This window comes from Vibrio sp. 2017_1457_13, from assembly GCF_030851525.1.
GTDB lineage: Bacteria > Pseudomonadota > Gammaproteobacteria > Enterobacterales > Vibrionaceae > Vibrio > Vibrio metschnikovii.
In genome coordinates, this window is the sequence record NZ_VHTA01000004.1 from 134,810 (window position 1) to 161,390 (window position 26,581).

General features: G+C 45.8%; 25 protein-coding genes and 8 tRNA genes. 31 read left to right on the forward strand and 2 right to left on the reverse strand.

Annotated features, from left to right (window positions below):
• Positions 1–149 precede the first annotated feature (149 nt).
• The 11 genes from folB (at position 150) to rpoS (ending at position 8,182) form a co-directional block, all read left to right on the forward strand.
• Positions 150–503, forward strand: coding sequence for a bifunctional dihydroneopterin aldolase/7,8-dihydroneopterin epimerase (gene folB, locus FKN88_RS06725; protein WP_154169173.1), 354 nt, complete (start codon positions 150–152; stop codon positions 501–503).
• Complete coding sequence (gene folK, locus FKN88_RS06730; RefSeq protein WP_154169171.1) at positions 500–1,003, forward strand: 2-amino-4-hydroxy-6-hydroxymethyldihydropteridine diphosphokinase; 504 nt, start codon at positions 500–502, stop codon at positions 1,001–1,003. Before folB ends, folK begins: the two co-directional genes overlap by 4 nt.
• A 9-nt stretch (positions 1,004–1,012) precedes the next feature.
• Positions 1,013–1,816 carry an undecaprenyl-diphosphate phosphatase gene (locus FKN88_RS06735; protein WP_154169169.1) on the forward strand — a complete coding sequence of 268 codons (804 nt, stop codon included), beginning with the start codon at positions 1,013–1,015 and terminating at the stop codon, positions 1,814–1,816.
• 306 nt (positions 1,817–2,122) lie between these two features.
• Complete coding sequence (gene ftsB, locus FKN88_RS06740) at positions 2,123–2,404, forward strand: cell division protein FtsB (RefSeq protein ID WP_040904691.1); 282 nt, start codon at positions 2,123–2,125, stop codon at positions 2,402–2,404.
• An 11-nt stretch (positions 2,405–2,415) separates the two neighbouring features.
• Positions 2,416–3,105 carry a 2-C-methyl-D-erythritol 4-phosphate cytidylyltransferase gene (ispD, locus tag FKN88_RS06745; protein ID WP_154170699.1) on the forward strand — a complete coding sequence of 230 codons (690 nt, stop codon included), beginning with the start codon at positions 2,416–2,418 and terminating at the stop codon, positions 3,103–3,105.
• Positions 3,102–3,578, forward strand: a complete 477-nt coding sequence (gene ispF, locus FKN88_RS06750; RefSeq protein WP_004396002.1) for a 2-C-methyl-D-erythritol 2,4-cyclodiphosphate synthase — start codon at positions 3,102–3,104, stop codon at positions 3,576–3,578. Before ispD ends, ispF begins: the two co-directional genes overlap by 4 nt.
• Before the next feature lie 161 nt (positions 3,579–3,739).
• Entirely contained in the window at positions 3,740–4,786 is a 1,047-nt protein-coding gene (gene truD / locus FKN88_RS06755) for a tRNA pseudouridine(13) synthase TruD (RefSeq protein WP_306687369.1), read from the forward strand.
• Complete coding sequence (surE, locus tag FKN88_RS06760) at positions 4,779–5,534, forward strand: 5'/3'-nucleotidase SurE (protein WP_154169165.1); 756 nt, start codon at positions 4,779–4,781, stop codon at positions 5,532–5,534. Before truD ends, surE begins: the two co-directional genes overlap by 8 nt.
• Before the next feature lie 3 nt (positions 5,535–5,537).
• Positions 5,538–6,164 carry a protein-L-isoaspartate(D-aspartate) O-methyltransferase gene (locus tag FKN88_RS06765; protein WP_004395999.1) on the forward strand — a complete coding sequence of 209 codons (627 nt, stop codon included), beginning with the start codon at positions 5,538–5,540 and terminating at the stop codon, positions 6,162–6,164.
• Positions 6,164–7,132, forward strand: coding sequence for a murein hydrolase activator NlpD (nlpD, locus tag FKN88_RS06770; RefSeq protein ID WP_158137827.1), 969 nt, complete (start codon positions 6,164–6,166; stop codon positions 7,130–7,132). Before FKN88_RS06765 ends, nlpD begins: the two co-directional genes overlap by 1 nt.
• Positions 7,133–7,204: 72 nt before the next feature.
• Positions 7,205–8,182: an RNA polymerase sigma factor RpoS gene (gene rpoS, locus FKN88_RS06775; protein WP_154169163.1), complete on the forward strand. Its 978-nt coding sequence runs from the start codon at positions 7,205–7,207 to the stop codon at positions 8,180–8,182.
• Between the two features lie 62 nt (positions 8,183–8,244).
• Here the strand turns inward: rpoS and mutS are convergent, their stop codons facing one another.
• Complete coding sequence (mutS, locus tag FKN88_RS06780) at positions 8,245–10,827, reverse strand: DNA mismatch repair protein MutS (RefSeq protein ID WP_306687370.1); 2,583 nt, start codon at positions 10,825–10,827, stop codon at positions 8,245–8,247.
• A 161-nt stretch (positions 10,828–10,988) separates the two neighbouring features.
• Positions 10,989–11,879 carry a cysteine synthase CysM gene (gene cysM, locus FKN88_RS06785; RefSeq protein WP_158144273.1) on the reverse strand — a complete coding sequence of 297 codons (891 nt, stop codon included), beginning with the start codon at positions 11,877–11,879 and terminating at the stop codon, positions 10,989–10,991.
• Positions 11,880–12,139: 260 nt separating this feature from the next.
• On the opposite strand from cysM, the gene cysP reads away from it, so the two are divergent.
• From cysP to oadA, 20 genes are all read left to right on the forward strand, one after another.
• Positions 12,140–13,141: a thiosulfate ABC transporter substrate-binding protein CysP gene (gene cysP / locus FKN88_RS06790; protein WP_154169161.1), complete on the forward strand. Its 1,002-nt coding sequence runs from the start codon at positions 12,140–12,142 to the stop codon at positions 13,139–13,141.
• A gap of 77 nt (positions 13,142–13,218) precedes the next feature.
• Positions 13,219–14,064, forward strand: a complete 846-nt coding sequence (cysT, locus tag FKN88_RS06795) for a sulfate/thiosulfate ABC transporter permease CysT (protein WP_004395994.1) — start codon at positions 13,219–13,221, stop codon at positions 14,062–14,064.
• A gap of 10 nt (positions 14,065–14,074) precedes the next feature.
• A complete protein-coding gene (gene cysW, locus FKN88_RS06800; RefSeq protein ID WP_004395993.1) occupies positions 14,075–14,938 on the forward strand; it encodes a sulfate ABC transporter permease subunit CysW in 864 nt (287 codons plus the stop codon).
• On the forward strand, positions 14,935–16,062 hold the full coding sequence (locus FKN88_RS06805; RefSeq protein WP_306687371.1) for a sulfate/molybdate ABC transporter ATP-binding protein: 1,128 nt from the start codon (positions 14,935–14,937) through the stop codon (positions 16,060–16,062). The genes cysW and FKN88_RS06805 overlap by 4 nt, the downstream gene beginning before the upstream one ends.
• A 100-nt stretch (positions 16,063–16,162) precedes the next feature.
• Complete coding sequence (pncC, locus tag FKN88_RS06810) at positions 16,163–16,654, forward strand: nicotinamide-nucleotide amidase (protein WP_306687372.1); 492 nt, start codon at positions 16,163–16,165, stop codon at positions 16,652–16,654.
• 131 nt (positions 16,655–16,785) lie between these two features.
• Entirely contained in the window at positions 16,786–17,835 is a 1,050-nt protein-coding gene (gene recA, locus FKN88_RS06815; RefSeq protein WP_072668909.1) for a recombinase RecA, read from the forward strand.
• 61 nt (positions 17,836–17,896) lie between these two features.
• Entirely contained in the window at positions 17,897–18,397 is a 501-nt protein-coding gene (recX, locus tag FKN88_RS06820; RefSeq protein ID WP_154169153.1) for a recombination regulator RecX, read from the forward strand.
• Between the two features lie 131 nt (positions 18,398–18,528).
• Positions 18,529–21,111, forward strand: coding sequence for an alanine--tRNA ligase (alaS, locus tag FKN88_RS06825; protein WP_306687373.1), 2,583 nt, complete (start codon positions 18,529–18,531; stop codon positions 21,109–21,111).
• A gap of 221 nt (positions 21,112–21,332) precedes the next feature.
• The gene (locus tag FKN88_RS06830) at positions 21,333–22,520 is read left to right on the forward strand and encodes an aspartate kinase (RefSeq protein ID WP_158137833.1); all 1,188 of its coding nucleotides are present in this window, start codon (positions 21,333–21,335) and stop codon (positions 22,518–22,520) included.
• A gap of 90 nt (positions 22,521–22,610) precedes the next feature.
• Positions 22,611–22,808, forward strand: a complete 198-nt coding sequence (gene csrA / locus FKN88_RS06835) for a carbon storage regulator CsrA (protein ID WP_115152690.1) — start codon at positions 22,611–22,613, stop codon at positions 22,806–22,808.
• Positions 22,809–23,073: 265 nt separating this feature from the next.
• Positions 23,074–23,166: transfer RNA gene (locus FKN88_RS06840), tRNA-Ser, on the forward strand.
• Positions 23,167–23,214: 48 nt separating this feature from the next.
• Positions 23,215–23,291 (forward strand) — tRNA-Arg (locus FKN88_RS06845).
• Between the two features lie 25 nt (positions 23,292–23,316).
• A tRNA-Ser gene (locus FKN88_RS06850) sits at positions 23,317–23,409 on the forward strand.
• Positions 23,410–23,474: 65 nt separating this feature from the next.
• Positions 23,475–23,551, forward strand: a tRNA-Arg gene (locus FKN88_RS06855).
• A 34-nt stretch (positions 23,552–23,585) separates the two neighbouring features.
• Positions 23,586–23,662 (forward strand) — tRNA-Arg (locus tag FKN88_RS06860).
• A 65-nt stretch (positions 23,663–23,727) separates the two neighbouring features.
• A tRNA-Arg gene (locus tag FKN88_RS06865) sits at positions 23,728–23,804 on the forward strand.
• A gap of 33 nt (positions 23,805–23,837) precedes the next feature.
• A tRNA-Arg gene (locus tag FKN88_RS06870) sits at positions 23,838–23,914 on the forward strand.
• 64 nt (positions 23,915–23,978) lie between these two features.
• A tRNA-Arg gene (locus FKN88_RS06875) sits at positions 23,979–24,055 on the forward strand.
• A 463-nt stretch (positions 24,056–24,518) separates the two neighbouring features.
• Positions 24,519–24,776: an oxaloacetate decarboxylase subunit gamma gene (locus FKN88_RS06880; RefSeq protein ID WP_040904689.1), complete on the forward strand. Its 258-nt coding sequence runs from the start codon at positions 24,519–24,521 to the stop codon at positions 24,774–24,776.
• 22 nt (positions 24,777–24,798) lie between these two features.
• A complete protein-coding gene (gene oadA / locus FKN88_RS06885) occupies positions 24,799–26,577 on the forward strand; it encodes a sodium-extruding oxaloacetate decarboxylase subunit alpha (RefSeq protein WP_154169147.1) in 1,779 nt (592 codons plus the stop codon).
• The last annotated feature ends 4 nt before the right edge of the window (positions 26,578–26,581 follow it).

The window sequence follows — 26,581 nt, forward strand, 5'->3', positions numbered from 1 at the left end:
AAATAGTCATTAAGGCAATGAAGAAACAAAAAATCTTGAGAGTTTCGCATCAATAGGTGGTTTGGGTATATGATATCGTGATAAACCCCAATAGTCCGTTTTTTTACTCAATTTGGATATCCGACCAGCAAAAAGGAGGCAATATTGCCATGGATAAAGTTTTTATCGAGCAGTTAACTGTGGTCACAACCATTGGTGTTTATGACTGGGAGCAGACCATTAAGCAAAAATTAGTGCTTGATTTGGAGATGGCTCATAATAATCAACCTGCTGGCAAAAGCGATGATGTGGCTGATGCATTGGATTATGCCCAAGTCAGTCAAGCGGTGATTGAGCATATTGAACAGGGGCGTTTTTTATTGGTAGAGCGAGTTGCTGAAGAAGTGGCTGAGCTGATTATGCAGCGTTTTTCTGTGCCTTGGGTTAAGGTCCGTTTAACCAAGCCGGGAGCGGTAGCACAAGCAAAAGGGGTTGGTGTGGTGATTGAACGAGGACAGGCATGATCACTTGTTATATTGGTATTGGTTCCAATGTTCAACGCCATCGACATATTGAAGCTGGATGTCGTGAATTAGCGACGTTAACGGATCGACTGCGCTTATCGTCGGTTTATGAGTGCCCATCTGTCGGCTTTGATAGCCATGCTTTTTATAATCTGGTTGCGGAGATCACTACCACGCTCTCTTTACCCGTTTTGCTAGAGAAATTACGGGATATAGAACGGCGTTGGGGAAGAGAGATTAACGCAAAGAAGTTTCAAGATCGAACGTTAGATTTGGATTTACTACTTTATGGTGAGCAAGTATCGAGCGAAGCGCCCGTCTTGCCAAGACGGGATATTTATCATTATCCTTTTGTTATCCAACCTTTGTACGAATTGTCGCCCCAGTTGCTGATTCCTGGCAGCGAGCAAACGGTTCAAGAGGTGTGGCAAGCAACGCCAGATCTCGACTCTTTAACTCTCATTCCTTTATGGTTTTCCATCCGTAAATCCGTTAATTAGAGAATAATCATGACTTATTTTGAAGCGTTTATATTGGCGTTGATCCAAGGCTTAACTGAATTCTTACCCATCTCTAGCTCTGCTCATCTTATTTTGCCTTCGGCTATTTTAGGCTGGGAAGATCAAGGTTTAGCTTTTGATGTGGCAGTGCATGTTGGCACCTTAGCTGCGGTGATCATTTATTTTCGCCATGAAGTGGTGAGCTTATTACGAGCATTTTTTGCGTCCATTTTCAAAGGTGATCGCAGCAAAGAAGCAAAACTGGCTTGGTTGATCATTCTCGCGACCATTCCCGCGTGTATTTTTGGTTTATTAATGAAAGATATTGTTGAGCTGTATCTGCGTAGTGCGTGGGTGATTGCCACAACGACGATCATTTTTGGCTTACTGCTTTGGTATGTGGATAGGCACGCTCGTCTTGCCCAAGATGAGTATCAAGCGGGATGGAAGCAGGCTCTTTTTGTTGGTGTCGCACAAGCGTTAGCGATTATTCCCGGTACATCACGCTCAGGTGCAACCATTACGGCTGCGCTGTATTTAGGTTTTACCCGCGAGGCTGCGGCGCGATTTTCATTTTTAATGTCGATTCCAATTATTACTTTAGCTGGTGGATACTTAGGTCTTAAGTTAATCACGAGCGGTGAACCGATTCAGATTAATTTCTTAATTACTGGCGTGATCACCTCGTTTATTAGCGCCTATTTGTGTATTTTCTTTTTCTTAAAGCTCATTTCTCGAATGGGGATGACCCCTTTTGTGATTTATCGTTTAATTTTAGGTTTTGGATTACTTCTGTTTTTATCGATGAATTAATACTTTTTAGTCAGCAGCCATCCGTATTAAGCGCGGTGGTGTTGGCTAGGAGCGAGGATCGTTAACGCTACTCAGGTAGGGCCTTCATGTGAGTAGCGATTGACTGACTTGTCGTCTCGCTTCAGATCCAAGTCGTTTGGAGATTATTGGTTAAACCGTTCGAGATAGTTGTTCATTGACAACGACTTAAACCGTGAGCTTACTCGCCTGATTTTGGCGCTTATGATATAAGTAAGCGGGCAAGTAAACTGTCAATGTAGACGGTACTTCTCATTAGGTACCGCTCCCATCAGTAAGGTGAAAAAGATGCGAGTATTGGCGATAGCCTTATTTTTGCTATTTGGCTGGCTGCAATACCATTTATGGTTAAGTAAAAATGGCATCGTAGACTTTCGAATGGTCTCGAGTGAAATTAACGTACAAGAACAAGTGAACAGTAATTTGCACCAACGAAACCAAGAGATGTTTGCTGAAATCGATGATTTACGGCAGGGGCTTGATGCGATTGAAGAGCGCGCCCGCCATGAGTTAGGAATGGTCAAAGACAATGAAACCTTTTATCGGATTATCGGTGAGGTAACGCCTTGAACGTTCCATTAATTACCGCCATTGTTCCCGCCGCTGGGATTGGCAGTCGAATGCAGGCTGATCGTCCTAAGCAATATCTCCTGCTTAATGGAAAAACGGTATTAGAGCATACGGTTGAGCAGTTATTGGCTCACCCACAGATAGGACAGGTTGTTATTGCTATCAGTCAGCAAGACCCTTACTTTTCTTCCTTATCATTAGCAAGTCATCCCCGAGTGAAGGTGGTCAATGGCGGAAAAGAGCGTGCAGAGTCGGTACTCAACGCGCTACGTTTGGTGGATGAACAGCAATTAGGCGAATGGGTGATGGCGCATGATGCGGCAAGACCCTGCGTCACTGAGCGTGATATTACGCAGTTAATTCAGCGTGCATTATCTCATCCGGTAGGGGCGATACTTGCTAGCCCTGTCCGCGATACGATGAAGCGTGGTGACGGGGACGGTAATATTTCGCAAACCGTTGAACGTCAAGCGTTATGGCATGCGCTAACGCCGCAGATGTTTCGTTGTCAGCCTTTATTACAGGCGCTACAACAAGCCTTAGAACAAAAGGCGATCATTACCGATGAAGCCTCTGCTTTTGAGTGGCAAGGTTTGTCTCCAGGCTTAGTGAGCGGGCGAGCGGATAATATTAAAATTACTCAGCCAGAAGATCTGGCATTGGCTGAGTTTTATTTAAGTCGAAAAAAGGAAACAGCATGATACGTATTGGCCACGGTTTTGATGTGCATAAATTTGGCGGTGAAGGCCCGGTGATAATTGGCGGTGTTTCTATCCCTTATGAGCAGGGCCTGATTGCTCACTCTGATGGTGATGTAGCGTTGCATGCTTTGTGTGATGCGCTTTTAGGCGCGATTGCCGCCGGTGATATTGGCCGTCATTTTCCCGATACGGATGAGCAATGGAAAGGTGCTGATAGTCGAGCTTTACTGCGCGATGTATATCAACGTGTTCTCAAACAGGGGTATCAGTTGGGCAATGCCGATATTACGCTGATTGCTCAAGCGCCGAAAATGGCGCCTTATATTGAATCGATGTGTCAAGTGATCGCTGAGGACTTACAAACAGCAACGAGTAACATTAATGTCAAAGCAACCACCACCGAACGGTTAGGCTTTACTGGCCGTAAAGAAGGGATCGCTTGCGAAGCCGTGGTATTATTAATAAAAGCTTAAGACTTGGTGAACGCTCTGCATGATCGAATGCGAGTCGTATACCGTCTGTTTATCTTACTCCTAGATTGTTATCGAACGATAGCGATGGGATACATTCACTGCCTACCATGAATTCAGGTTTTCGTTAACGAGCGTTGAGTAGGCAGATATTGGAATAAAAAATGACTGATCTTCTCTCTTCTCTGGCCTACTTATGTGGTCAGCCGACGGCGAAAGCAAAAATTAAAGCACGACCAGAGCACTTTAAAGTCACCGAAGATTTAGGGTATTCCTTTTCTGGTGAAGGTGAGCACGTCATGGTGTGCATTAGGAAAACCGGAGAAAATACCAGTTTTGTTGCGAATGAACTGGCCAAGGCGTGTGGTGTAAAATCTAAAGATATCGGCTGGGCAGGGCTCAAAGACCGGCATGCTGTGACAGAACAATGGCTCAGTGTCTATCTTCCAGATGGAAAATTACCGAATTTGACTGCATTTGAAAAGCAATACCCAAGTATTCAAGTGCTGGCGATGAATCGTCATCATAAAAAGTTGCGTCCCGGTGATTTGCAGGGCAATCACTTTGAATTGACGCTCAGTGAAGTGAGCGATATCGATAATGTTGTGCAGCGTTTGCAGGTGCTTGCTGATCAGGGCGTACCTAACTATTTTGGTCAACAGCGCTTTGGTAAAGATGGCAACAATCTCCATGAAGCGCGGCGTTGGGGGCGTGACAATGTGCGCTCTCGTAATCAAAATCAACGTAGTCTGTATTTATCTGCTGCCCGTTCGTGGATTTTTAACCATATCGTCTCTGCTCGAATTCAGTCTGGATGTTTTGAGTCTTTTATTGCGGGTGATATAGCATTAAAAGACGGAGTCTCTGAACTGGTTAGCGACGATCAACTGACGCAATTCAATCAACAGTTAGCTGATCAGAAAGTCCAAATTACCGCGGCACTGGCGGGAGATAATGCTCTACCCACTCAAGGTGCTGCGCAAGCCTTAGAGCAACAAGCACTCGATGCAGAGCCGGATCTAATGAAACTGATTCGCGGCAACCGGATGCGTCACGACAGACGAGTGATTGCTTTACATCCTCAGCAACTTCAGTGGCAAGTCGACAATAATAATATATTGCTTAGCTTTACTTTGGATGCGGGCAGCTTTGCGACCTCTATCGTCCGTGAATTAATTGAAGAAATTCCAGTTGAACGAGTTTATGACTAATAAAAAATTAAAAATTTTATTGAGTAATGATGATGGAGTCTATGCCGAAGGTATTCGGGCGCTGGCTTATGCATTAGCCGATTTGGCTGAGATTATCATTGTTGCTCCGGATAGAAATCGCTCAGGTGCCTCAAATTCTCTGACTTTAGAGCAACCATTACGAGTAACAAAAATTGAGCCGAATACCTATTCTGTACAAGGCACGCCAACCGACTGCGTTCATTTTGCTCTTAACGAATTACTCAAACATGATTTACCCGATTTAGTATTAAGCGGGATTAATCATGGAGCTAACTTAGGGGATGATGTGCTTTATTCTGGGACGGTTGCTGCGGCCATGGAAGGGCATTTTCTGGGCGTACAGTCGATTGCCTTCTCTTTGGTCGGTAATACCCATTTCGCGACAGCAGGTAAGATTGCTCGTCAAATCGTCTTGCAGCACTTATCCTCACCCATTCCAACGAATCGATTGATTAATATAAATATTCCAGATGTTCCTTTTGATCAATTAACCGGAACGCAAGTCACCCGACTTGGTGCTCGTCATCATGCTGAAAATATGATCAAACAAAAAGATCCACGAGGGCATGAGATCTACTGGCTCGGACCTCCAGGAAGAGAGCAAGACGCGGGAGAAGGCACCGACTTTTATGCGGTTGAGCAAAAATGTGTGTCAGTGACGCCGATACTGGTTGATTTAACTGCTCATGAGTCGCTCGGTGCAATGGCGACGTGGTTAAAGGTATAAAAGATGAGTAATCCTAAGGCGGATAAACTGATTGAGTATTTAGTGCGGCAAGGAATTGATGATCAAGCGGTATTATCTGCCATCCACGCTTTGCCGAGAGAGCGGTTTGTGTCACAAGCGATGATGCATCAAGCTTATGATAACCATGCGTTACCGATTGGTCTTGGACAAACGATCTCACAACCTTACATTGTGGCCAAAATGACTCAAATATTGTCTTTAAAGCCACATAGCCGAGTTTTAGAAGTTGGCACCGGATCGGGGTATCAAACGGCGGTACTTGCTCAATTGGTTGATCACGTTTTTTCGATTGAACGTATTAAATTTTTACAATGGGAAGCGAAACGCCGTTTGAAACAATTGGATATTTATAATGTCTCAACTAAACATGGCGATGGCTGGCAAGGCTGGGCGGCTAAAGCGCCTTTTGATGCGATTATCGTTACCGCGGCCGCTCCGATTGTTCCGCAAGCTTTACTTGAGCAGTTAACCGATGGTGGCCGTTTAGTGATTCCAGTCGGAGAGGAAGAGCAGCAATTGCTGTGTATTATTCGTCAAGGTGATGAATGGATAACTCAAAGCGTAGAAACGGTACGTTTTGTACCTTTAGTGGCAGGTGAATTAGCTTAATGAAAAAGTGGCAGTGTCGAAATGGATGGCTGATTGGTTTGTGCTGCTTACTATTTGGTTGTGCGGTTAACATACCTGCGCCAGTTTCGGGGCTGAACAAAGACTATAACTCAATACCTCGTGGCAGTTATCGAGGCAGTTACTATGAGGTAAAAAAAGGCGATACCTTATACTTTATCTCTTATATTACTGACAAAGATGTTAACGATATTATCCGTTTTAATCGCCTGCAAGCGCCTTATGTGATTCACCCTGGACAAAAGCTGCGTTTATGGGGACCAGTGTATACACCTCCTGCTTATGCGGGAACGGGGGCTGGACCTCGGCCTAAAGCGAATGTCAGTTCGGTTGGTAGCGTTGCTTCGGCGTCGACACCTGTGGCTGTACCAGCACCTGTTGTTATCGCTCCCTCGGTGCCAGTGAAGAGCAAAGACTCTAATCCTGTATCGATCTCTCAAAACAGTAAGAAACCCCCTACAACGGTCAACAAATCACCTACAACGCCTATTGAACAACCGAAAACAAACAGGTATGTTGAAACTACACCCAAAGTAAATGTTACTAATCAGCCTGTCACTAAACCGACACAAAATAACGATAAAATCGCTAAGTGGCTATGGCCAACCAAAGGGAGAGTAATTAAAGGTTTCTCCGCAGGAGATCAAGGAAACAAAGGTATTGATATTGCAGGTCAGCGAGGTCAATCGATTGTTTCTACCGCGGCTGGGACGGTGGTGTATTCAGGTAATGCGCTACGCGGCTACGGCAATTTGATCATTATTAAGCACAATGATGACTATCTGAGTGCCTATGCTCACAATGATCAACTGCTGGTTCAAGAAGGTCAGAATGTAACTGCCGGTCAAAAAATCGCGACCATGGGCAGCTCAGGAACCACCAGTGTTCGCTTACATTTTGAAATTCGCTACCAAGGTAAGCCAGTGAATCCACAACGCTACTTACCATAAACATGCTTGTGATGAGTTATGTAGCCGACATTTGAAGTTGTAATGTCTTGCTAGCTCGCCAGGGGAGGCGTTATGAGTATCAGCAATTCAGTCACTAAAGTCGAAGATTTTGATTTTGACCCTGAAGTTATCAGCGCAGCGGAGTCTGACGTTGAGCAACTATCCGCCATTAACCTCAAAGAAGAATACGATGCATCGAGTAAAAGCTTAGATGCAACACAGATGTATTTGAGTGAAATTGGTTTTTCACCCCTTTTAACTGCCGAAGAAGAAGTCCTTTACGCTCGACGTGCATTACGTGGCGATGAGGCTGCGCGCAAGCGAATGATTGAAAGTAACCTACGCTTGGTGGTGAAAATCTCTCGCCGTTACAGTAACCGTGGTCTAGCGTTGCTCGATTTGATTGAAGAAGGCAACCTAGGCTTGATCCGAGCCGTTGAAAAATTTGATCCAGAACGAGGTTTTCGTTTTTCGACTTATGCCACGTGGTGGATTCGTCAAACCATCGAACGGGCGCTGATGAATCAAACTCGTACCATTCGTCTACCGATTCATGTCGTCAAAGAGCTCAATATCTATTTGCGCACAGCACGTGAACTTTCACAGCGTTTGGACCATGAACCTACGGCAGAAGAAATTGCCGCTGAGCTGGACAAGCCAGTTGAAGATGTCAATAAAATGCTACGTTTGAATGAGCGGATCAGTTCTGTTGATACTCCGATTGGTGGCGATGGCGATAAAGCATTGTTGGATATTCTGCCAGACTCTAATCACTCTGATCCGGAAGTATCGACTCAAGATGAAGATATCCGCTTATCCTTGCTTAATTGGCTCGATGAGCTCAATCCAAAGCAAAAAGAAGTCTTAGCGCGCCGTTTTGGATTACTGGGTTATGAACCTTCAACGCTGGAAGAAGTTGGGCGAGAAATTAATCTTACCCGTGAGCGAGTCAGACAGATCCAAGTAGAAGGCTTACGTCGCCTACGCGAGATCCTCGTTAAACAAGGGCTGAATATGGAAGCGTTGTTTAATGTCGATAACGACAATTAATTGGCTTTAATGATGTAGAAAAGGCACCTCGACGGTGCCTTTTTGCTTTAATACTGCTGTATCTATAAGCATTTTTTTAAGCGATATAGGGCTTCTAATGCTTGACGTGGCGTCAGCTCATCGGGATCAATACCGGCGAGTAGCTGTTCAACTTCACTTGGTTCAGGAATTAAGCTCATTTGATCAGTTATAGCCAGTGATGCTGATGGTTTCTTGGTCGTCTCTCGCTGTTGCTCAAGCTGTGCGAGTTTATTTTTGGCATTGGTAATCACAGCCTTAGGTACGCCCGCTAAGCTCGCGACGGCTAAACCGTAGGATTTACTGGCCGCCCCTTCTTGTACGGCGTGCATGAAGGCGATGTTTTCACCATGCTCAACCGCATCGAGATGAACATTCGCCAAGTGCGGTAAAGTGCTGGGCAGTTCAGTTAACTCAAAATAGTGAGTAGCAAATAGGGTCATGGCTCCAATTTTGGTGGCTAACCATTCGGCACTGGCCCACGCTAAAGAGAGCCCATCATAAGTGCTGGTGCCTCGACCAATCTCATCCATCAATACCAAACTATGCTGCGTTGCATTATGTAGGATATTTGCGGTTTCGGTCATTTCGACCATAAACGTGGAACGACCTGAAGCCAGATCATCAGAGGCGCCAATCCGAGTGAAAATCCGATCTAACAAACCAATCGTCGCCGATTGCGCTGGGACATAACTGCCCATGTGCGCCATTAAGGCGATCAAGGCGGTTTGGCGCATATAGGTCGATTTACCCCCCATGTTCGGCCCGGTAATGATCAACATTTTACGTTGCTGGTGGAGCGTGATTGGGTTAGCAATAAAGGGATCGTTCATCACTTGCTCAACCACCGGATGGCGACCGGCTTGAATCTGTAAGCCAATATTCTCGGTTAAGGTTGGTCGACAATAATCCAAGCTTTCTGCTCTTTCGGCTAAATTTTGTAGTACGTCCAACTGTGAAAGGGCTGAAGCTAACGTCTGCAAACACTCTAAGTGAGGCAGTAACAGATCAAACAATTGTTCCCAAAGCTGTTTCTCTAATGCTAAAGCTTTTGATTTGGAATTTAATACTTTGTCTTCATGTGCTTTGAGCTCAGGAATAATGTAGCGCTCAGCATTTTTTAAGGTTTGGCGACGAACATAGTGCGGTGGCACCAGTTGGCTTTGTCCGCGGCTGACTTGGATATAAAAGCCGTGGACATTGTTGTAACCGACTTTCAAGCTGTCAATGCCGTGACGTTCACGTTCATCGGCTTCTAATTGATCGAGATACTCGGTAGCACCTGCGGCTAATTTACGCCACTCGTCCAGTTCCGCATCATAACCATCAGCAATCACGCCACCATCACGGATCACCACTGGAGGGTTGTCTTTTATCGCTCGTTCCAGCAGTTGGGAGAGCACTTCAATGGGCTGGGCATCTTGACGTAGTTGACATAGATACGGGTGTTTCAGCGATGCCATTTGCTGGTTGAGCTCAGGTAACTGCTGCAGCGCATTTCTCAGGCGAGCTAAATCACGTGGGCGAGCAGAGCGCAGTGCTAAACGAGCCAAGATACGCTCGATATCGCCAATTTGTTTTAATATTGGGGAAAGTTCAGCAAATAGCGCGTCTTGTTTGAGCTCGGTTATCCCATCCAAACGTTGATTGATGGTGTCGATATGACGCGTAGGTTGGTGAATCCAACGTTTGAGCATACGGCTGCCCATCGCGGTTGCACAGTGATCTAAGACTTCAGCTAAGGTGTGCTCTTGTCCGCCCGCTAAATTTTGGGTTAATTCTAAGTTACGACGAGTCGCTGCATCTAAAATAACCGATTGATCTTGGCGATCAAAAGTCAGAGCACGAATATGGGGTAGGGCGGTGCGCTGAGTATCTTTTACGTATTGAATTAAGCAGCCCGCTGCACATAAACCGAGTTTGGCTTTTTCTACACCAAAACCTACCAAGTCACGAGTGCCAAATTGTTGATTCAACTGTTGTTTTGCGGTGTCGAGTTCGAATTCCCAAATCGGGCGGCGTCGGTTACCTTTGCGATTGGCTAGAACCTGTACAGGGCTAAAATCTTCAGGAAAGAGCAATTCGCGCGGTGCGGTGCGTTGCAGTTCAGCACACATTGATTCTACCGAATCTGGTTCAGAGAGTTGAAAACGGCCAGAGGTGATATCCAAGGTCGCATAACCAAATTTACCGCCCTGATGATAAATCGCCGCAATCAAATTATCGCTACGCTCAGACAATAAGGCTTCGTCAGTGATGGTGCCAGGGGTAATAATGCGTACCACTTTGCGTTCAACCGGCCCCTTACTGGTCGCCGGATCGCCTATTTGCTCGCAAATAGCGATGGATTCTCCCAACTGCACTAGTTTGGCTAAGTAGCCTTCCACAGCATGATAAGGTACGCCAGCCATGGGGATTGGTTCACCGGCAGAAGCGCCGCGTTTAGTGAGAGAGATATCTAATAATTGCGAGGCACGTTTTGCATCATCATAAAACAGTTCATAAAAATCACCCATGCGATAAAACAGCAAAATATCGGGGTTTTCTGCTTTGAGTTTAAGATACTGCCTCATCATCGGGGTATGAGATGAGGAAGACTCGATGCAAGAAGCGTTGGATGTACTCATGGTATTAGTTACTCGGTTAGCCAGTTGTTTGTTCTGAGCGTCAACAACTCAGCCGCAGAGGATAACAAACTTCACTATTAATGAGCAATCAACCGATGGGGCAGGTAGTGAATGACATGATGAACAGGCTCATCATGTCATTTAAAAATACTCTTTTGGTTTCAAGAAAATAGACCAGAAGAGAGATAACGATCGCCGCGATCACACACGATTGCGACAACCACTGCCCCCGGGTTCTGTTTAGCGATTTGTAACGCGGCAAATACGGAGCCCCCAGAGCTTACACCAGCGCAGATCCCTTCTTGAGTCGCTAATGCTCGCGCCGTTTGAACAGCATCTTGCTCGCTGATATCCATCACCACATCGACCCGAGACTGTTCAAAAATCCCCGGTAGATACTCCTTTGGCCAGCGGCGGATTCCAGGTATCGAGCTGCCTTCAGACGGTTGCAGGCCGATGATTTGGATTTGTGGATTTTGCTGTTTAAGATAACGTGACGTACCCATGATGGTGCCAGTTGTCCCCATGCTAGAGACAAAATGAGTAATCAGTCCTTGGCTTTGCTGCCAAATTTCGGGTCCAGTTGAATGAAAGTGCGCCAAGGGATTATCTGGATTATTAAATTGATCCAGCACTTTGCCTTGACCTTGGGCTTGCATTTGCAGAGCTAAATCACGAGCGCCTTCCATGCCTTGTTCTTTACTGACCAGAATTAATTCACAGCCGTAGGCACGCATGGAATCTTTACGCTCTTGGGTTGCGTTATCAGGCATGATTAAGGTCATTTTGTAGCCTTTAATCGCTGCAGCCATGGCTAAGGCGATGCCTGTATTACCACTGGTGGCTTCGATGATCCTATCTCCAGGATGAATATCACCGCGCTTCTCAGCCTGAACAATCATATTCAACGCCGGACGATCTTTGACTGAACCTGCCGGATTGTTGCCTTCCAGTTTGACTAAAACGGTGCTCGAGCTATCTTGAGCTAATCTTTGTAAACGAACTAATGGTGTTTGTCCGACATACGCTTCAATGGTTGGAAAATCAGTCACATGTTTATCCTCAGTCATTTATCTTTTGATTAAGCAGTACACCGCTGGTTGCCTGAGTGATGGAGGTGTCGTTCAGACTAAGCTGTTTTATCACACTTCGGTCATCTGTCTATTATAAAACTCACGGTTTAATCGACATACAATTTATTGCTAGATTTTATTCCAAAAAGTTCTATTAATAAGCTTTGTTATAATCCATTTACCTAATACTCTAAGCAACAGGAAGCCATGCTGGCAACGGGAATTGTGGAGTATCAAATATGAAGTTTATTAAGTCGGCGTTAGCCACATTACTCATGGTTGGAACATTCAATGTTTCAGCCGCCGATCAAACCATTCTTAACTCATCGTATGATATCGCTCGTGAGCTTTTCAATGCTTATAACCCGCTATTTGCTAAGCATTGGCAAGAAAAAACTGGGCAAACGGTAGAAATACGTCAATCTCATGGCGGTTCTTCCGCTCAAGCTCGTTCTATTTTACAAGGGCTTGCAGCGGATGTGGTGACTTTCAACCAAGTTACCGACGTCCAAGTTCTGCATGATCGGGGAAAATTAATCGACGCTAATTGGCAAGATAAATTTCCTAATGCGAGCTCACCTTATTATTCAACAACCGCATTTTTAGTTCGCAAAGGTAACCCGAAAAATATTCAGAACTGGGATGATTTGGCTCGCGACGATGTGTCATCCGTATTCCCGAATCCAAAAACTTCCGGTAATGCGCGTTACACCTATTTGGCCGCGTTAGGTTTTGCCCAGCAAGAATTTGGTGTCGATAATCAAGCCGAACAAGACCGATTTTTAAGACAGTTTCTTGCTAATGTCGCGGTATTTGATACCGGAGGTCGAGGGGCAACCACTTCTTTTGTTGAGCGTGGCCTTGGGGACGTATTGATTACCTTTGAATCTGAAGTTAATAATATTCGTCAGCAGTACGGTATGGATGATTATCAAGTCGTGGTGCCTAAAACTTCTATTTTGGCTGAATTTCCGGTAGCGGTTGTCGAACGTACCGCTAAACGTAAAGGCACTTATGAGGTTGCTCACGAATACCTCTCTTACTTATACAGCGAAGAGGCACAGCGTTTATTGGCTGGATTCAGCTATCGAATCCATGATGAAAAAGTGAAAGCCGAGTTTGCCGATCGTTTTCCTGATGTCGAATTATTAACGGTAGAGACTATTGCGGGTGGTTGGGAAAAAGCCATGCAAGACCATTTTGCCAATGGCGCTAAACTGGATCAGCTACAACGTCGTTAACCGATGATTCGCCACTTAGTTTTACTAATCTAACTCAGTGGCTATTTTACTTACGCTTAAGTTTTTGCAGAGGGTTTATGAGCCGTTCTCTCACGCGACCACGTCATAAACGAGTATTGCCCGGTTTTGGGGTCAGTCTCGGGACCTCGCTATTTTTTATCAGTTTAATTTTATTACTGCCGGCGAGTGGCTTAATTATCCAAACCAGCAATATGTCTTGGGCAGAATATTGGCAGGTGATCGCCGACCCAAGAGTGGTGGCCAGTTACAAAGTTACCATTGGAGCCGCGTTGATTGCCTCGTTATTTAATGGCTTGCTAGGACTGTTGCTGGCGTGGGTTTTGGTTCGTTATGACTTTTATGGCAAACGGATCCTGGATGCGTTAGTCGACTTACCCTTTGCGCTCCCCACGGCAGTGGCAGGAATAACCTTAGCGACGCTGTACTCAACCAATGGATGGGTAGGAAGTGTGCTTAGTGAACTCGGGATCAAGGTCGCTTACACCCCTTTAGGGATTGTATTAGCAATGGTGTTTACCAGTTTGCCTTTTGTGGTTCGTACGGTTCAGCCTGTGTTAGAAGAGATTTCTAAAGAGGAGGAAGAAGCCGGTATGACCCTTGGTGCGACGGATCGAGCGGTGTTTTGGCGAGTGATCATGCCGTCGTTAAAGCCCGCTCTGCTGGTTGGTGTCGCGCTTTCATTTACGCGCAGTTTAGGGGAGTTTGGCGCGGTGATCTTCATTGCTGGCAACATGCCTTATGTGAGTGAAATTACGTCATTAATGATTTTTGTGCGTTTGCAAGAATTTGATTTTCCTGCGGCGAGCGCGATTGCTTCGGTGGTGCTACTTGCTTCTTTGTTATTACTGTTGACGATCAATGTATGGCAAGGTGCTTATTTACGTCGTATTCATGGGCGTTAAGGAAAAGGCGATGAAAGGATTACAGCCGAAACGAGTCGGTGAAACGCCTTGGGTGAAATGGAGCCTGATTGGATTGGCGCTATTTTGGGTCACTTTACTTTTAGTGATCCCATTAGTCAGTATTTTTCAGCAAGCGTTCGCAAGTGGTTTATCGGCTTACATTGGTCATTTACTCGAACCCGATACGCGCCATGCGATCAGTTTGACGTTATTGGTTGCCCTGTTGACGGTGCCGATTAATTTGGTGTTTGGGGTGCTGCTCGCTTGGGCGGTCACGCGTTTTGAATTTCCAGGACGTAAAGTACTGACCACGATCATTGATATTCCATTTGCCGTTTCTCCCGTCGTTGCAGGTTTGTTGTATTTACTGCTCTATGGAAGTAACGGCTGGTTAGGTGAATGGCTGTTTGAGCGTGATTTACAGGTGATGTTTGCCTGGCCGGGTATCGTATTGGTCACGGTGTTTGTTACCTGCCCATTTGTTGCCCGAGAGCTGATCCCTCTGATGCAACAGCAAGGCCGTTCGGATGAAGAAGCGGCGGTGATTTTGGGCGCATCGTGGTGGCAACTGTTTCGTCGAGTGACGTTGCCGAACATAAAATGGGCCCTTATTTACGGGGTGATATTAACCAACGCCAGAGCGATTGGCGAATTTGGTGCAGTGGCGGTGGTGTCTGGCAATATCCGTGGTGAGACCAATACCCTTCCTTTGCATGTCCAAGTCTTGTATGAAGATTACCAATCACAAGCGGCGTTCGCGAGTGCGTCATTACTGGCGTTTATCGCCTTGTTAACATTAGTGTTAAAAGCGATTGTTGAGTGGCGACAAGAACATAATCAAAGCAAAACCAAGAGTGAGCAAGAGACGGTATGAGTATTCGTTTAGATAATATTTCCAAAAACTTTGGAGCATTTCAGGCTTTATCACCGCTCTCTTTACACATTGATGACGGCGAAATGATAGGCTTACTAGGCCCATCTGGCTCAGGAAAAACCACCTTATTGCGTATTATCGCTGGCTTGGAAGGGGCGGATACTGGACACATTCATTTTCGTGATCGTGATGTCACCCATGTTCATGTTCGTGAACGCCGAGTTGGGTTTGTATTTCAAAATTACGCCCTGTTCCGGCATATGACGGTTGCGGATAATGTGGCCTTTGGTTTACAAGTGATGGATCGTCGTCAGCGTCCAGCGTCGACTGAAATCGTTCGACGAGTCAAACAACTGCTTGAGATTGTTCAACTTGGTCATTTGGCCGATCGCTATCCAGAGCAGTTGTCAGGTGGACAAAAACAGCGTATCGCGTTAGCTCGAGCATTGGCCACTCAACCAGAAGTGTTGTTATTGGATGAGCCGTTTGGTGCGCTCGATGCCAAAGTTCGTAAAGAGCTACGTCGCTGGCTACGCAGTTTGCATGATGAGCTCGGCTTTACCAGCGTTTTCGTCACCCACGATCAAGATGAAGCCTTGGAGCTTTCGGATCGTGTGGTGGTGATGAGTAATGGTCGAATCGAACAAGTCGATACCCCTGTTCAGTTATACGCTGAGCCAAACAGTCGTTTTGTGTTCGACTTTTTTGGTAATGTAAATGTTTTTCCTGCTCAGTGGCAGGATCCCCATTGGAAAAATGAGCAGGCTTTTATTTTGCCGCCTCAGCAGAGAGCGATTCAACAAACTGGGACGCTTTATGTTCGTAGTCATGAGTTGAGTGTTTCTCTCAAAGAGAACAGTCAAGCGTGTTTACCTTGTGAAGTTTTGTCGATTAATCCTGTTGGTGCAGAGGTTCGAGTCGAGCTTGCGCCTATCGGTTGGCAAAGCCCTGAACCATGGGAAGCGAAACTGACTCATCGCGCTTTAAATGAACAGCCTATTGCTCGCGGTGACAAAGTATTTGCTACGCCACAGGTGGGGTATTTTTTTGACGAACAGAGTCAGTCTCCTCAGGTGATTCGCTGGCCGTTCCTTGATGCAGACAGTTTGATGTTTGAAATTTAAGAGTCATCATGACGGTGTGGTGTGAAGCAATGGGTACCGAATGGTGCCCATTATGTTTTATGATGTTTGGGTGGTTGGATTAAAAATAAGTAGGGGTAGCATGAATCACATCGTCGCACTAAGCCAACAAGTCGGGCAGCAGTTATTGGCTGCTCAGCAAATGATGACTAGCGCTGAATCGTGCACGGGCGGAGGTGTTGCCTTTGCCATCACCGATACCGCAGGCAGTTCGGCTTGGTTTGATCGCGCTTTTGTCACTTACAGTAATCAAGCTAAACAAGAGATGCTCGGTGTGCGTTCACAAACGTTGCTTGAATATGGCGCGGTTTCTGAACCGGTGGTCGTGGAAATGGTCCACGGAGCACTATTGCATTCACAGGCGACCATCGGAGTAGCGATCAGTGGTATCGCTGGGCCATCAGGGGCGACGGATGACAAGCCCGTCGGCACCGTATGTTTTGCTTGGGCGAGCAACCAAGGTTGGCAGAGAGTGGAAACGATTTATTTTCAAGGAGATAGAGCGAATGTTCGCGAGCAGGCGATCATCCATGCGTTGCAAATCATCAGTGACCATTTATCTTCAACGATTTGAGCTGAGGCGCAAAAATCTTCATACAGCTCTGGACACTGTATGAATCAACAGTATAATAAGTGGCAAGTTGACGATAACGTCGCACTCAATCGCGAAACCTTTCACCGTAAGGTGACAGTCTGGAGAAAGTAATGGACGAGAATAAACAAAAAGCCTTAGCCGCAGCGCTTGGTCAAATTGAAAAGCAATTCGGTAAAGGATCTATCATGCTGCTGGGTGATAACCGCACGATGGACGTCGAGACGATTTCAACCGGTTCTCTTTCTCTCGATATCGCCTTGGGTGCTGGCGGTCTACCGATGGGGCGGATTGTTGAAGTTTATGGTCCTGAATCTTCGGGTAAAACAACTTTAACCCTTGAGTTAATTGCTTCTGCACAACGTGAAGGTAAAACCTGTGCGTTTATTGATGCTGAACACGCTCTTGATCCTATTTATGCTCAGAAGCTGGGTGTGAAGATCAACGATCTACTTGTTTCTCAGCCAGATACTGGTGAACAAGCACTGGAAATTTGTGATGCACTGGCGCGTTCTGGTGCGGTCGACGTCATCGTCGTTGACTCTGTTGCTGCGCTAACACCGAAAGCCGAAATTGAAGGTGAAATGGGTGATAGCCACATGGGCCTCCAAGCTCGTATGCTTTCTCAAGCGATGCGTAAGCTGACAGGTAACTTGAAGCAGTCGAACTGTATGTGTATTTTCATCAACCAAATTCGGATGAAAATTGGCGTGATGTTTGGCAACCCAGAAACCACAACGGGTGGTAATGCGCTTAAGTTCTACGCTTCAGTTCGCTTAGATATTCGTCGTACAGGCGCGATTAAAGAAGGCGAAGAAGTGGTGGGTAATGAAACCCGCATTAAAGTCGTTAAAAATAAAATCGCCGCCCCGTTTAAAGAAGCCAATACTCAAATCATGTACGGACAAGGGTTTAACCGTGAGGGCGAGTTGGTCGATTTAGGGGTTAAACATAAGCTGATTGAAAAATCCGGTGCTTGGTACAGCTACAATGGCGATAAAATTGGCCAAGGTAAAGCCAATGCTTGTAAGTTTTTGCGTGAGCATCCTGAAGCCAGCAAGGCGATTGATAGCAAATTGCGTGAGATGCTACTCAGCCCTGAACAAGTTCCGCTTGATGAGCCTGAATTTGGTGTCATACCTGAGCAGGAAGAAGAGCTGTAATCTAATCCCTGACCTATCTTTAAGCCCTGCTTTGCAGGGCTTTCTTATTGGAGCTAAATCGATGCATTGCCCTTCATCCTCGCGCTACCCCAATCGAAATAAAAGTGCCTCATCACCGAGTCATCCTAAAGAAACCGCTCTTCGAATCTTGTCGCGTCGAGATCACAGCGAATACGAGCTTATCCAAAAATTACTCCTTAAGGGTTTTAGCCGTGAAGAGATACAACCGGTGATGATGTATTGCCAAGACTATGGCTATCTTGATGATTTACGTTATGCCTTAAGTGCTATTCGCCAAGGCATGAACAAAGGCCATGGTGAGCGGAGAATTCGTCAGTTATTGCAGCAAAATCGAGTTGCCGATGACGTGGTTAATATCGCGTTAGAGCAGCTTGCCCCCGATTGGTTTGAACTCGCTAAACAGCTAGCAGAGAGGAAGTTTAAAGTTCAACCTGCGATTGAAGCCAAAGAACAGGCAAAGCGGGTGCGATTTTTGCAGTCTCGAGGATTCAGCTTTGAACAGATTCACTACGCTTTGAGTGATCAAGAAGAGACAAACTAAACGTTAATTAATCGTCTATCACGACTCTTTTTTATTGCCATCAGCGGCTTTTATTTAAGAAAACTAGGCGAAGCCTTATCCATGCTTTACAATACGCAAAATTCTAACTTGAGTCATTCAGGAAGAGCTGCATGTTTATGAGCACCGATGAGGTTCGCCGCGCGTTCCTCTCATTCTTTGAAAGTAAAGGACACCAAATCGTTGACAGTTCGTCATTGGTGCCTGCAAACGATCCGACCCTGCTATTCACTAATGCTGGGATGAACCAATTTAAAGACTGCTTTTTAGGCCTAGAAAAACGCGCCTATACTCGCGCTACGACAGCTCAGCGCTGCGTTCGTGCTGGTGGTAAACACAACGATCTAGAAAACGTTGGCTTCACTGCTCGTCACCACACTTTTTTTGAAATGCTAGGCAACTTCAGTTTTGGCGATTATTTCAAAGAAGATGCCATTCAGTATGCATGGGAGTTTTTAACCGAAGTGGTTAAGCTTCCTAAAGAGCGTCTATTGGTCACCGTTTATCAAACCGACGATGAAGCGTTTGATATTTGGCATCAGCAAATTGGCATTCCCCAAGATCGTATTATTCGTATTGGCGACAAGCCTGGCGGTAAAGCTTACGAGTCGGATAACTTCTGGCAAATGGGTGACACCGGACCTTGTGGCCCTTGTACGGAAATTTTCTACGATCATGGTGAGCATATTTGGGGTGGTCCTCCAGGTTCAGCTGAAGAAGACGGCGATCGTTTTATTGAAATCTGGAACGTGGTCTTTATGCAGTTTAATCGCCACGCTGATGGGAAAATGGAACCGCTACCTAAGCCTTCGGTTGACACTGGAATGGGTATCGAGCGTATTTCGGCGATCACTCAGGGAGTTCATTCCAACTATGAGATCGATGTTTTCCAAGCGTTAATCAAAGCCGCTGCAGAAGTGATTGGTTACCAAGACCTGACCAATCAATCATTACGTGTTGTCGCTGACCATATTCGCTCTTGTGCCTTTTTGATTGTTGATGGTGTGATGCCGTCGAATGAAGGTCGTGGTTATGTGCTGCGCCGCATCATTCGCCGTGCAGTTCGTCATGGTAACAAATTAGGAGCACAAGGGGCTTTCTTCCATAAGCTCGTAGCACCGTTAGCCGAGGTAATGGGCAGCGCTGGCGAAGAGCTTAAAAAACAGCACGCTTTAGTGGAAAAAGTACTGCGTATCGAAGAAGAAAACTTTGGTCGTACATTAGAGCGCGGTATGGCGATTCTCAACGATGCATTGGATGCGGTTGAAGGTTCGGTTTTAGATGGTGAAACTGTATTCAAACTCTATGATACTTACGGCTTTCCGGCGGATTTAACCAATGATGTTGCGCGTGAGCGTGGTTTCACCATTGATGAAGAAGTCTTTGAAGCGGCGATGGAAGAGCAGCGTCAGCGTGCGCGCGATGCAGGCAATTTTGGCACCGATTACAACAGCCTGATTAAGGTGGATGGAGAAACGGAATTCTGCGGTTATAGCGCGACTCAGCAAATGAGTCCGGTATCTGCATTATTCGTCGATGGCCAAGAAGTTTCGGCGCTATCAGCAGGTGATAAAGCGATCGTTGTTTTGGAAACAACACCGTTTTATGCTGAATCTGGCGGTCAATGCGGTGATGCTGGCTTACTGAGAACCGCTTCGGGTGTGTTTAAAGTCGACGATACCCAGAAATTAGGTAATGCCATTGCCCATTATGGTGTGATGCAAGAAGGCGTATTAGCCAGTAGCGATCATGTTGAAGCTCTGGTGGATGAAAAACGTCGCAATGCGATTTCACTCAATCACTCAGCGACACACTTATTGCATGCTGCGTTACGTCAAGTACTCGGTGAGCATGTGACCCAAAAAGGTTCACTGGTTAGAGCCGAAAATTTGCGCTTCGATTTCTCTCATTTAGAAGCCATGACCGCAGCAGAAATTAAGCAAGTTGAACGTTTAGTCAACGCGCAAATTCGCTTGAATCATGTGATTGAAACTCATGTGATGGACATCGAGTCCGCTAAGCAAAAAGGCGCGATGGCGCTGTTTGGCGAGAAATACGATGAACAAGTTCGTGTCTTGTCGATGGGTGATTTTTCGACCGAATTATGTGGTGGTATTCATGCGTCACATACCGGTGATATTGGCCTATTTAAGATTCTCTCTGAAGGGGGGATTGCTGCAGGGATTCGTCGCATTGAAGCTGTAACGGGTGAAGCCGCACTGGATGCATTGGAAACTCAGCAGCACAAGTACGAAGAGAAATTATCGGAAGCGATGCAAAAAACTAAGCAGCTGGAAAAAGAAATCCAGCAACTGAAAGATAAGTTAGCTTCACAAGCCAGTGCCAACTTGATCGATCAAGTTAAATTAATCGCCGGTGTCAAAGTCCTCGTGGCGCAATTGAATGGCGCGGATAATAAAGCCTTACGTGGTATGGTGGATGAGCTTAAAAACCAATTAGGTAGCGGGATTATTTTGCTTGGTAATGTTGCTGACGACAAAGTTGGTTTAATTGCTGGCGTGACTAACGATCTGACCGCCAAAGTCAAAGCGGGGGAGCTGGTTAACCTCGTTGCCCAGCAAGTCGGTGGTAAAGGTGGTGGTCGTCCCGACATGGCACAAGCTGGAGGGAGCGATGCACAGGCATTGCCATTGGCTTTAGAGTCGGTAGACGCTTGGATTGCTGAGCGTTTATAAAGTAATGATAACTTACGCTCAATCACTATTTTTTGATTGAGCGTAACTTTATCTGGTTAACCAAGTGGTGTAATTGACGTTATTTTAACCGTAACCAATTACTCACTTGGTTTTGTTGTTTATACTCTCCAAACGAATAATCAATAGGTTGATTAGTGTACTGGTTGATTATGATATTGTTTGGACCTAATGAGACTTTGGTCTTGGGAAGGTGAATACTGGTGAAAAAGCCCCTTATCGTGCAAAAGTTCGGCGGAACGTCGGTTGGTTCAATTGAAAGAATGCATACCGTAGCCGAGCACATCATTAAAGCGAAGAATGATGGTAATCAAGTTGTTGTTGTCGTTTCGGCAATGTCAGGAGAAACCAATCGTTTATTGGGCCTCGCCCAACAAATCGATAGCGTTCCTACTGCTCGAGAACTTGATGTTTTGCTCTCTGCTGGTGAGCAAGTGTCGATGGCACTGCTGGCAATGACCTTAAATAAATTGGGTTATGCAGCACGCTCACTAACCGGAGCTCAGGCGAAGATTGTGACGGATAATCAACACAATGACGCAACGATTAAGAACATTGATACTCAAACGATTACAGAGCTACTAGAGCAAGATCAGATTGTGATAGTGGCTGGTTTTCAAGGTATTAATGATAATGGGGATATCACCACTTTAGGACGAGGGGGCTCCGATACGAGTGCAGTAACACTCGCGGGAGCACTGAGAGCTGATGAGTGTCAAATATTCACGGATGTTGATGGTGTGTACACTTGTGATCCACGAGTGGTACCTACTGCTAAAAAACTAGACGTGATAGATTTCCCATCTATGGAAGAGATGGCGCGTAAAGGCGCTAAAGTGTTGCATTTACCTTGCGTACAATATGCATGGAAGCATCAAGTGCCTTTACGAGTGTTATCGACGTTCGATGTTAATCATGGCAGTTTAATTAAGGGTGAGGTTGGGACACAAAGGGTCTGTGGCGTAGCAATACAGCGCGATATGGCTTTAGTCACTGTTCCTCACGACAGCTTAGCTGGCTTAATTAAACAGTGTCAGATGCTAGCGATTGAACTGTGGAATGTGATCGAGGAGACAGAATGGGCAGGCGTAGTAATAAAACGCGATGCTTATGCGAAGTTGGATCTGGTGTTCCGCGATAAAATCCGTAATAGTGAGCAGGTGAGTTTACTAACGACAGTTGGTTTGCAAGCCCCTGCTTTGATGGATCATGCCTGTACATTATTAGCCGAAAACGGTATTAATGTGCATTATGTTTCTAACACCTCACACTCGTTAATGTTAATGCTTGCGCCGGACAAGGTTGATAGTGCGGCTAATATTTTGCACGAAGCTTATATTCATTCGGATACTTTATTGCAGTTTCAGGCTAAACAAGCCTTTTTAGGCTGATTTAGAGAGTAGAGAGTTTACGAAAATATAACTTTTAGTAGATAATAGTGTTGTTGCAAGATAATACAGAGAATACTCAAGGAGCAAAGAATGCTAATTTTGACTCGCCGCGTTGGCGAAACACTGATGATCGGTGATGAAGTAACCGTAACAGTTCTGGGCGTAAAAGGTAACCAAGTACGTATTGGTGTGAATGCTCCGAAAGAGGTGTCTGTGCACCGTGAAGAAATCTACATGCGCATTCAAGCTGAAAAAGGTAATAGTACTGCCACACCTGGCAACTACTAATTATTGAACTGAGAAAGGCTGACTAATGTCAGCCTTTCTGGTTTTTGACGGACTGGAAGGGTAATTAGAGTCGTGTGTTTTTGACTACGATTGCGTAATCCGTGGATGATATGATTTAGGTGTTTGTTTTTAGCTAGAGTTTTTCTAAAGCGTAAATTCTCGACGCTTTGGTTAAATTGCCAACGGTTGATGTGGTTTTTGTTTTTTTTACCAAGAAAGTGTTTGACATATTTTGGGTAAATCGTAATATGTGCCTCCGCAAGACGGTGAGGTGGCCGAGAGGCTGAAGGCGCTCCCCTGCTAAGGGAGTATACGGTTTGTAGCCGTATCGAGGGTTCGAATCCCTCCCTCATCGCCATCTTGTGGTGCTTACGAATATAAAGAAATTTATACAATAAGCGATAGCGCGTCCTTAGCTCAGCTGGATAGAGTACCTGGCTACGAACCAGGCGGTCGGAGGTTCGAATCCTCCAGGACGCGCCATATTTCTTTTGGAATGTGAACATGTGGTGAGGTGGCCGAGAGGCTGAAGGCGCTCCCCTGCTAAGGGAGTATACGGTTTGTAGCCGTATCGAGGGTTCGAATCCCTCCCTCATCGCCATTTGTTGACCTAGGGTCAACATTTTTGTTTTAAAAGAAGTAGTTAGTGGTGAAAATCACTTTTGCGCGCTCATAGCTCAGCTGGATAGAGTACCTGGCTACGAACCAGGCGGTCGGAGGTTCGAATCCTCCTGAGCGCGCCATATTATTAAACTGGTGATAATAATCATTAGTCTTGCGTCCTTAGCTCAGCTGGATAGAGTACCTGGCTACGAACCAGGCGGTCGGAGGTTCGAATCCTCCAGGACGCGCCATATTACGGTGAGTAATCACCGATTTTCATTGGCTAGCCATGCGAATGAATAAAGTAAAAATCTGCGCGCTCATAGCTCAGCTGGATAGAGTACCTGGCTACGAACCAGGCGGTCGGAGGTTCGAATCCTCCTGAGCGCGCCATATTATTAAACTGGTGATAATAATCATTAGTCTGCGTCCTTAGCTCAGCTGGATAGAGTACCTGGCTACGAACCAGGCGGTCGGAGGTTCGAATCCTCCAGGACGCGCCACATTACGGTGGGTAATCACCGATTTTCATGGGCTAACCATGCGAATGAATAAGTAAAAATCTGCGCGCTCATAGCTCAGCTGGATAGAGTACCTGGCTACGAACCAGGCGGTCGGAGGTTCGAATCCTCCTGAGCGCGCCATATTATGAAACCTCGCTTAAGCGGGGTTTTTTATTGTCTTTGGCTTTAACTTTTCATTAACAATTTTTGTTGTTTTTATTTACAACTCTTTGTTTTCAATAAGTGCTTTATGCAATTGATGTCAATATCGCCTATTGAGCGATGAAAACTCGCCAAGTTCGCAATTTTGATCATAATCCCTGCCGTTTTTAGCGAATATTACACTCGTTTATGTGATTCATGTGACGCTTCTATGACTTGAACGTCTCGATTAGGTCAAAGATGTTTAAAGCAAATTGACAATTTTCCACCAGTCGAGATAATCCTTATTCACCTCACTTGTATCTAAGCTTTGAGTAAGTCATCTCAATCGCTGATAGGCATTTTTATCACCAATGATAATGCTCTAAGTGAGGCCAAGACGCTGTAGCCGTCAACATAATTTCTCAAGCAGATTGTCAGGATGACAGAGAAAGGAAGCAAGATGATTGATATTGGAAGCCTGCTTATCGATGCCGCAACCTTAATGGGTACAGGAATGGCGGTGGTCTTTATTTTTTTAACTATTTTAGTCTATCTGGTTCGACTGATGTCGACATGTCTTCGCGATGAAGCATTGCCAGCAACGACGCCAGTTCCCGTTAATAAAAGTGCCTCTTCAGTCACAACTCCAAGCCCTCAGGTGGTTGCGGCGATTTCTGCTGCGGTGCACCAATACCGACACTCAGCAATCCAACAGTAATAATTAAAAGGAGTTAATCAGCATGTCTAAACCACTTGCTATTACCGATGTGGTCCTACGTGACGCGCATCAGTCATTATTTGCGACTCGTATGCGCTTGGAAGATATGCTGCCGATTGCGGCAGAGTTAGATAAGATCGGTTACTGGTCACTGGAAACATGGGGTGGTGCGACATTTGATGCGTGCATTCGTTTTCTTGGTGAGGACCCTTGGCATCGTTTACGAGCATTAAAAAAAGCGATGCCTAATACGCCGATGCAGATGTTACTACGCGGTCAAAATCTGTTGGGGTATCGTCATTATGCCGATGATGTCGTAGCGAAATTTGTTGAGCGTGCCCATGCCAATGGTATGGACGTATTTCGTATTTTTGATGCGATGAACGATGTACGTAATTTTCAACAAGCAGTCAAAGCAACGATTGACGTCGGGGCTCATGCTCAGGGGACACTTTCTTATACTACTAGCCCAGTTCACAATACTCAGACATGGGTCGATCTTGCGAAACGTTTAGAAGATCTCGGCTGTCACTCTTTATGTATTAAAGATATGTCTGGGCTACTGAAACCTTATGAAGCGGAAGAACTGATTTCGCGGATTAAGGCGTCTTGCGCAGTGCCTCTAGCCTTGCATTGCCATGCAACCACTGGGCTGTCGACGGCAACCGCGATTAAAGCGGTTGAAGCTGGGGTAGATATTCTGGATACCGCGATTTCGTCGATGAGTCAAACCTATGGTCATACACCTACGGAAACGGTTGTTGCGATGCTGCAAGGGACAGAGCGTGATACACAGCTTAATCTCGAGCAATTAGCGCCAATTGCTGCCTATTTCCGTGAAGTACGTAAAAAGTACGCTCAATTTGAGGGGCAATTAAAAGGGGTTGATTCACGGATCCTGATTGCTCAGGTTCCCGGTGGTATGTTGACCAATATGGAGAGTCAGTTAAAAGAGCAAGGTGCGGCTGATCGTCTTGATGAAGTTCTGCAAGAGATCCCAAGAGTACGCCATGATCTCGGTTATATCCCTTTGGTCACTCCTACCTCACAAATTGTCGGCACTCAAGCGGTGATTAACGTTTTAACTGGAGAGCGTTATAAAAGTATTACCAAAGAAACGGCTGGAGTGTTGAAAGGGGAATATGGCGCGACACCTGCCGAGGTCAATCATCAACTGCAGCAACAAGTACTCGCTGGTGAGCAACCGATCACTTGTCGCCCTGCGGATCTTTTACAAGCCGAGATGGTTAACTTAACGAGCGAGTTATTAGAGAAGGCGAAGGTTGAGGGGATATCTCTCGCTGAGGATACCGTCGATGATGTACTGACTTATGCCCTTTTCCCTCAGGTGGGTTTGAAGTTTTTAAAACATCGTGGCGATGCGTCAGCGTTTGAACCCGCACCAAGCGTTGAGTCTCAGCCTTCTGTATCGACAGACAATCGACCTAGTGAGGTCATGCAAAAAGGTGTCGAGACTTACAGCGTTAAAGTTGATGGTCAGATTTATCAAGTCGAAGTTGGCCCTCAGGGACAACTGACCTCCGTGACGACTCAAGCTTCTCCTCAAGCGGCTGCTTTGGCATCAACGGCTGAGGCGGTGCCAGCGCCGCTCGCGGGTAATATTTTTAAAGTTCAAGTTCAGCCGGGAAGTGAAGTGGTTGAAGGCGATGTATTAGTCATTTTAGAAGCAATGAAAATGGAGACAGAAGTGCGTGCTGCACGTAACGGGGTTGTTCAAGTGCTGCATGTCAAGGAAGGCGATAGCGTCTCTGTTGGTACGCCAATCTTAAGTCTGGCATAAGGGT

Bases quoted from the DNA above. Each gene is read 5' to 3' on its own strand.
- folB (WP_154169173.1), top strand. From the start codon at position 150: ATGGATAAAGTTTTTATCGAGCAGTTAACTGTGGTCACAACCATTGGT.
- folK (WP_154169171.1), top strand. From the start codon at position 500: ATGATCACTTGTTATATTGGTATTGGTTCCAATGTTCAACGCCATCGA.
- FKN88_RS06735 (WP_154169169.1), top strand. From the start codon at position 1,013: ATGACTTATTTTGAAGCGTTTATATTGGCGTTGATCCAAGGCTTAACT.
- ftsB (WP_040904691.1), top strand. From the start codon at position 2,123: ATGCGAGTATTGGCGATAGCCTTATTTTTGCTATTTGGCTGGCTGCAA.
- ispF (WP_004396002.1), top strand. From the start codon at position 3,102: ATGATACGTATTGGCCACGGTTTTGATGTGCATAAATTTGGCGGTGAA.
- truD (WP_306687369.1), top strand. From the start codon at position 3,740: ATGACTGATCTTCTCTCTTCTCTGGCCTACTTATGTGGTCAGCCGACG.
- surE (WP_154169165.1), top strand. From the start codon at position 4,779: ATGACTAATAAAAAATTAAAAATTTTATTGAGTAATGATGATGGAGTC.
- FKN88_RS06765 (WP_004395999.1), top strand. From the start codon at position 5,538: ATGAGTAATCCTAAGGCGGATAAACTGATTGAGTATTTAGTGCGGCAA.
- nlpD (WP_158137827.1), top strand. From the start codon at position 6,164: ATGAAAAAGTGGCAGTGTCGAAATGGATGGCTGATTGGTTTGTGCTGC.
- rpoS (WP_154169163.1), top strand. From the start codon at position 7,205: ATGAGTATCAGCAATTCAGTCACTAAAGTCGAAGATTTTGATTTTGAC.
- mutS (WP_306687370.1), bottom strand. From the start codon at position 10,827: ATGAGTACATCCAACGCTTCTTGCATCGAGTCTTCCTCATCTCATACC.
- cysP (WP_154169161.1), top strand. From the start codon at position 12,140: ATGAAGTTTATTAAGTCGGCGTTAGCCACATTACTCATGGTTGGAACA.
- cysT (WP_004395994.1), top strand. From the start codon at position 13,219: ATGAGCCGTTCTCTCACGCGACCACGTCATAAACGAGTATTGCCCGGT.
- cysW (WP_004395993.1), top strand. From the start codon at position 14,075: ATGAAAGGATTACAGCCGAAACGAGTCGGTGAAACGCCTTGGGTGAAA.
- FKN88_RS06805 (WP_306687371.1), top strand. From the start codon at position 14,935: ATGAGTATTCGTTTAGATAATATTTCCAAAAACTTTGGAGCATTTCAG.
- pncC (WP_306687372.1), top strand. From the start codon at position 16,163: ATGAATCACATCGTCGCACTAAGCCAACAAGTCGGGCAGCAGTTATTG.
- recA (WP_072668909.1), top strand. From the start codon at position 16,786: ATGGACGAGAATAAACAAAAAGCCTTAGCCGCAGCGCTTGGTCAAATT.
- recX (WP_154169153.1), top strand. From the start codon at position 17,897: ATGCATTGCCCTTCATCCTCGCGCTACCCCAATCGAAATAAAAGTGCC.
- alaS (WP_306687373.1), top strand. From the start codon at position 18,529: ATGTTTATGAGCACCGATGAGGTTCGCCGCGCGTTCCTCTCATTCTTT.
- csrA (WP_115152690.1), top strand. From the start codon at position 22,611: ATGCTAATTTTGACTCGCCGCGTTGGCGAAACACTGATGATCGGTGAT.
- FKN88_RS06880 (WP_040904689.1), top strand. From the start codon at position 24,519: ATGATTGATATTGGAAGCCTGCTTATCGATGCCGCAACCTTAATGGGT.
- oadA (WP_154169147.1), top strand. From the start codon at position 24,799: ATGTCTAAACCACTTGCTATTACCGATGTGGTCCTACGTGACGCGCAT.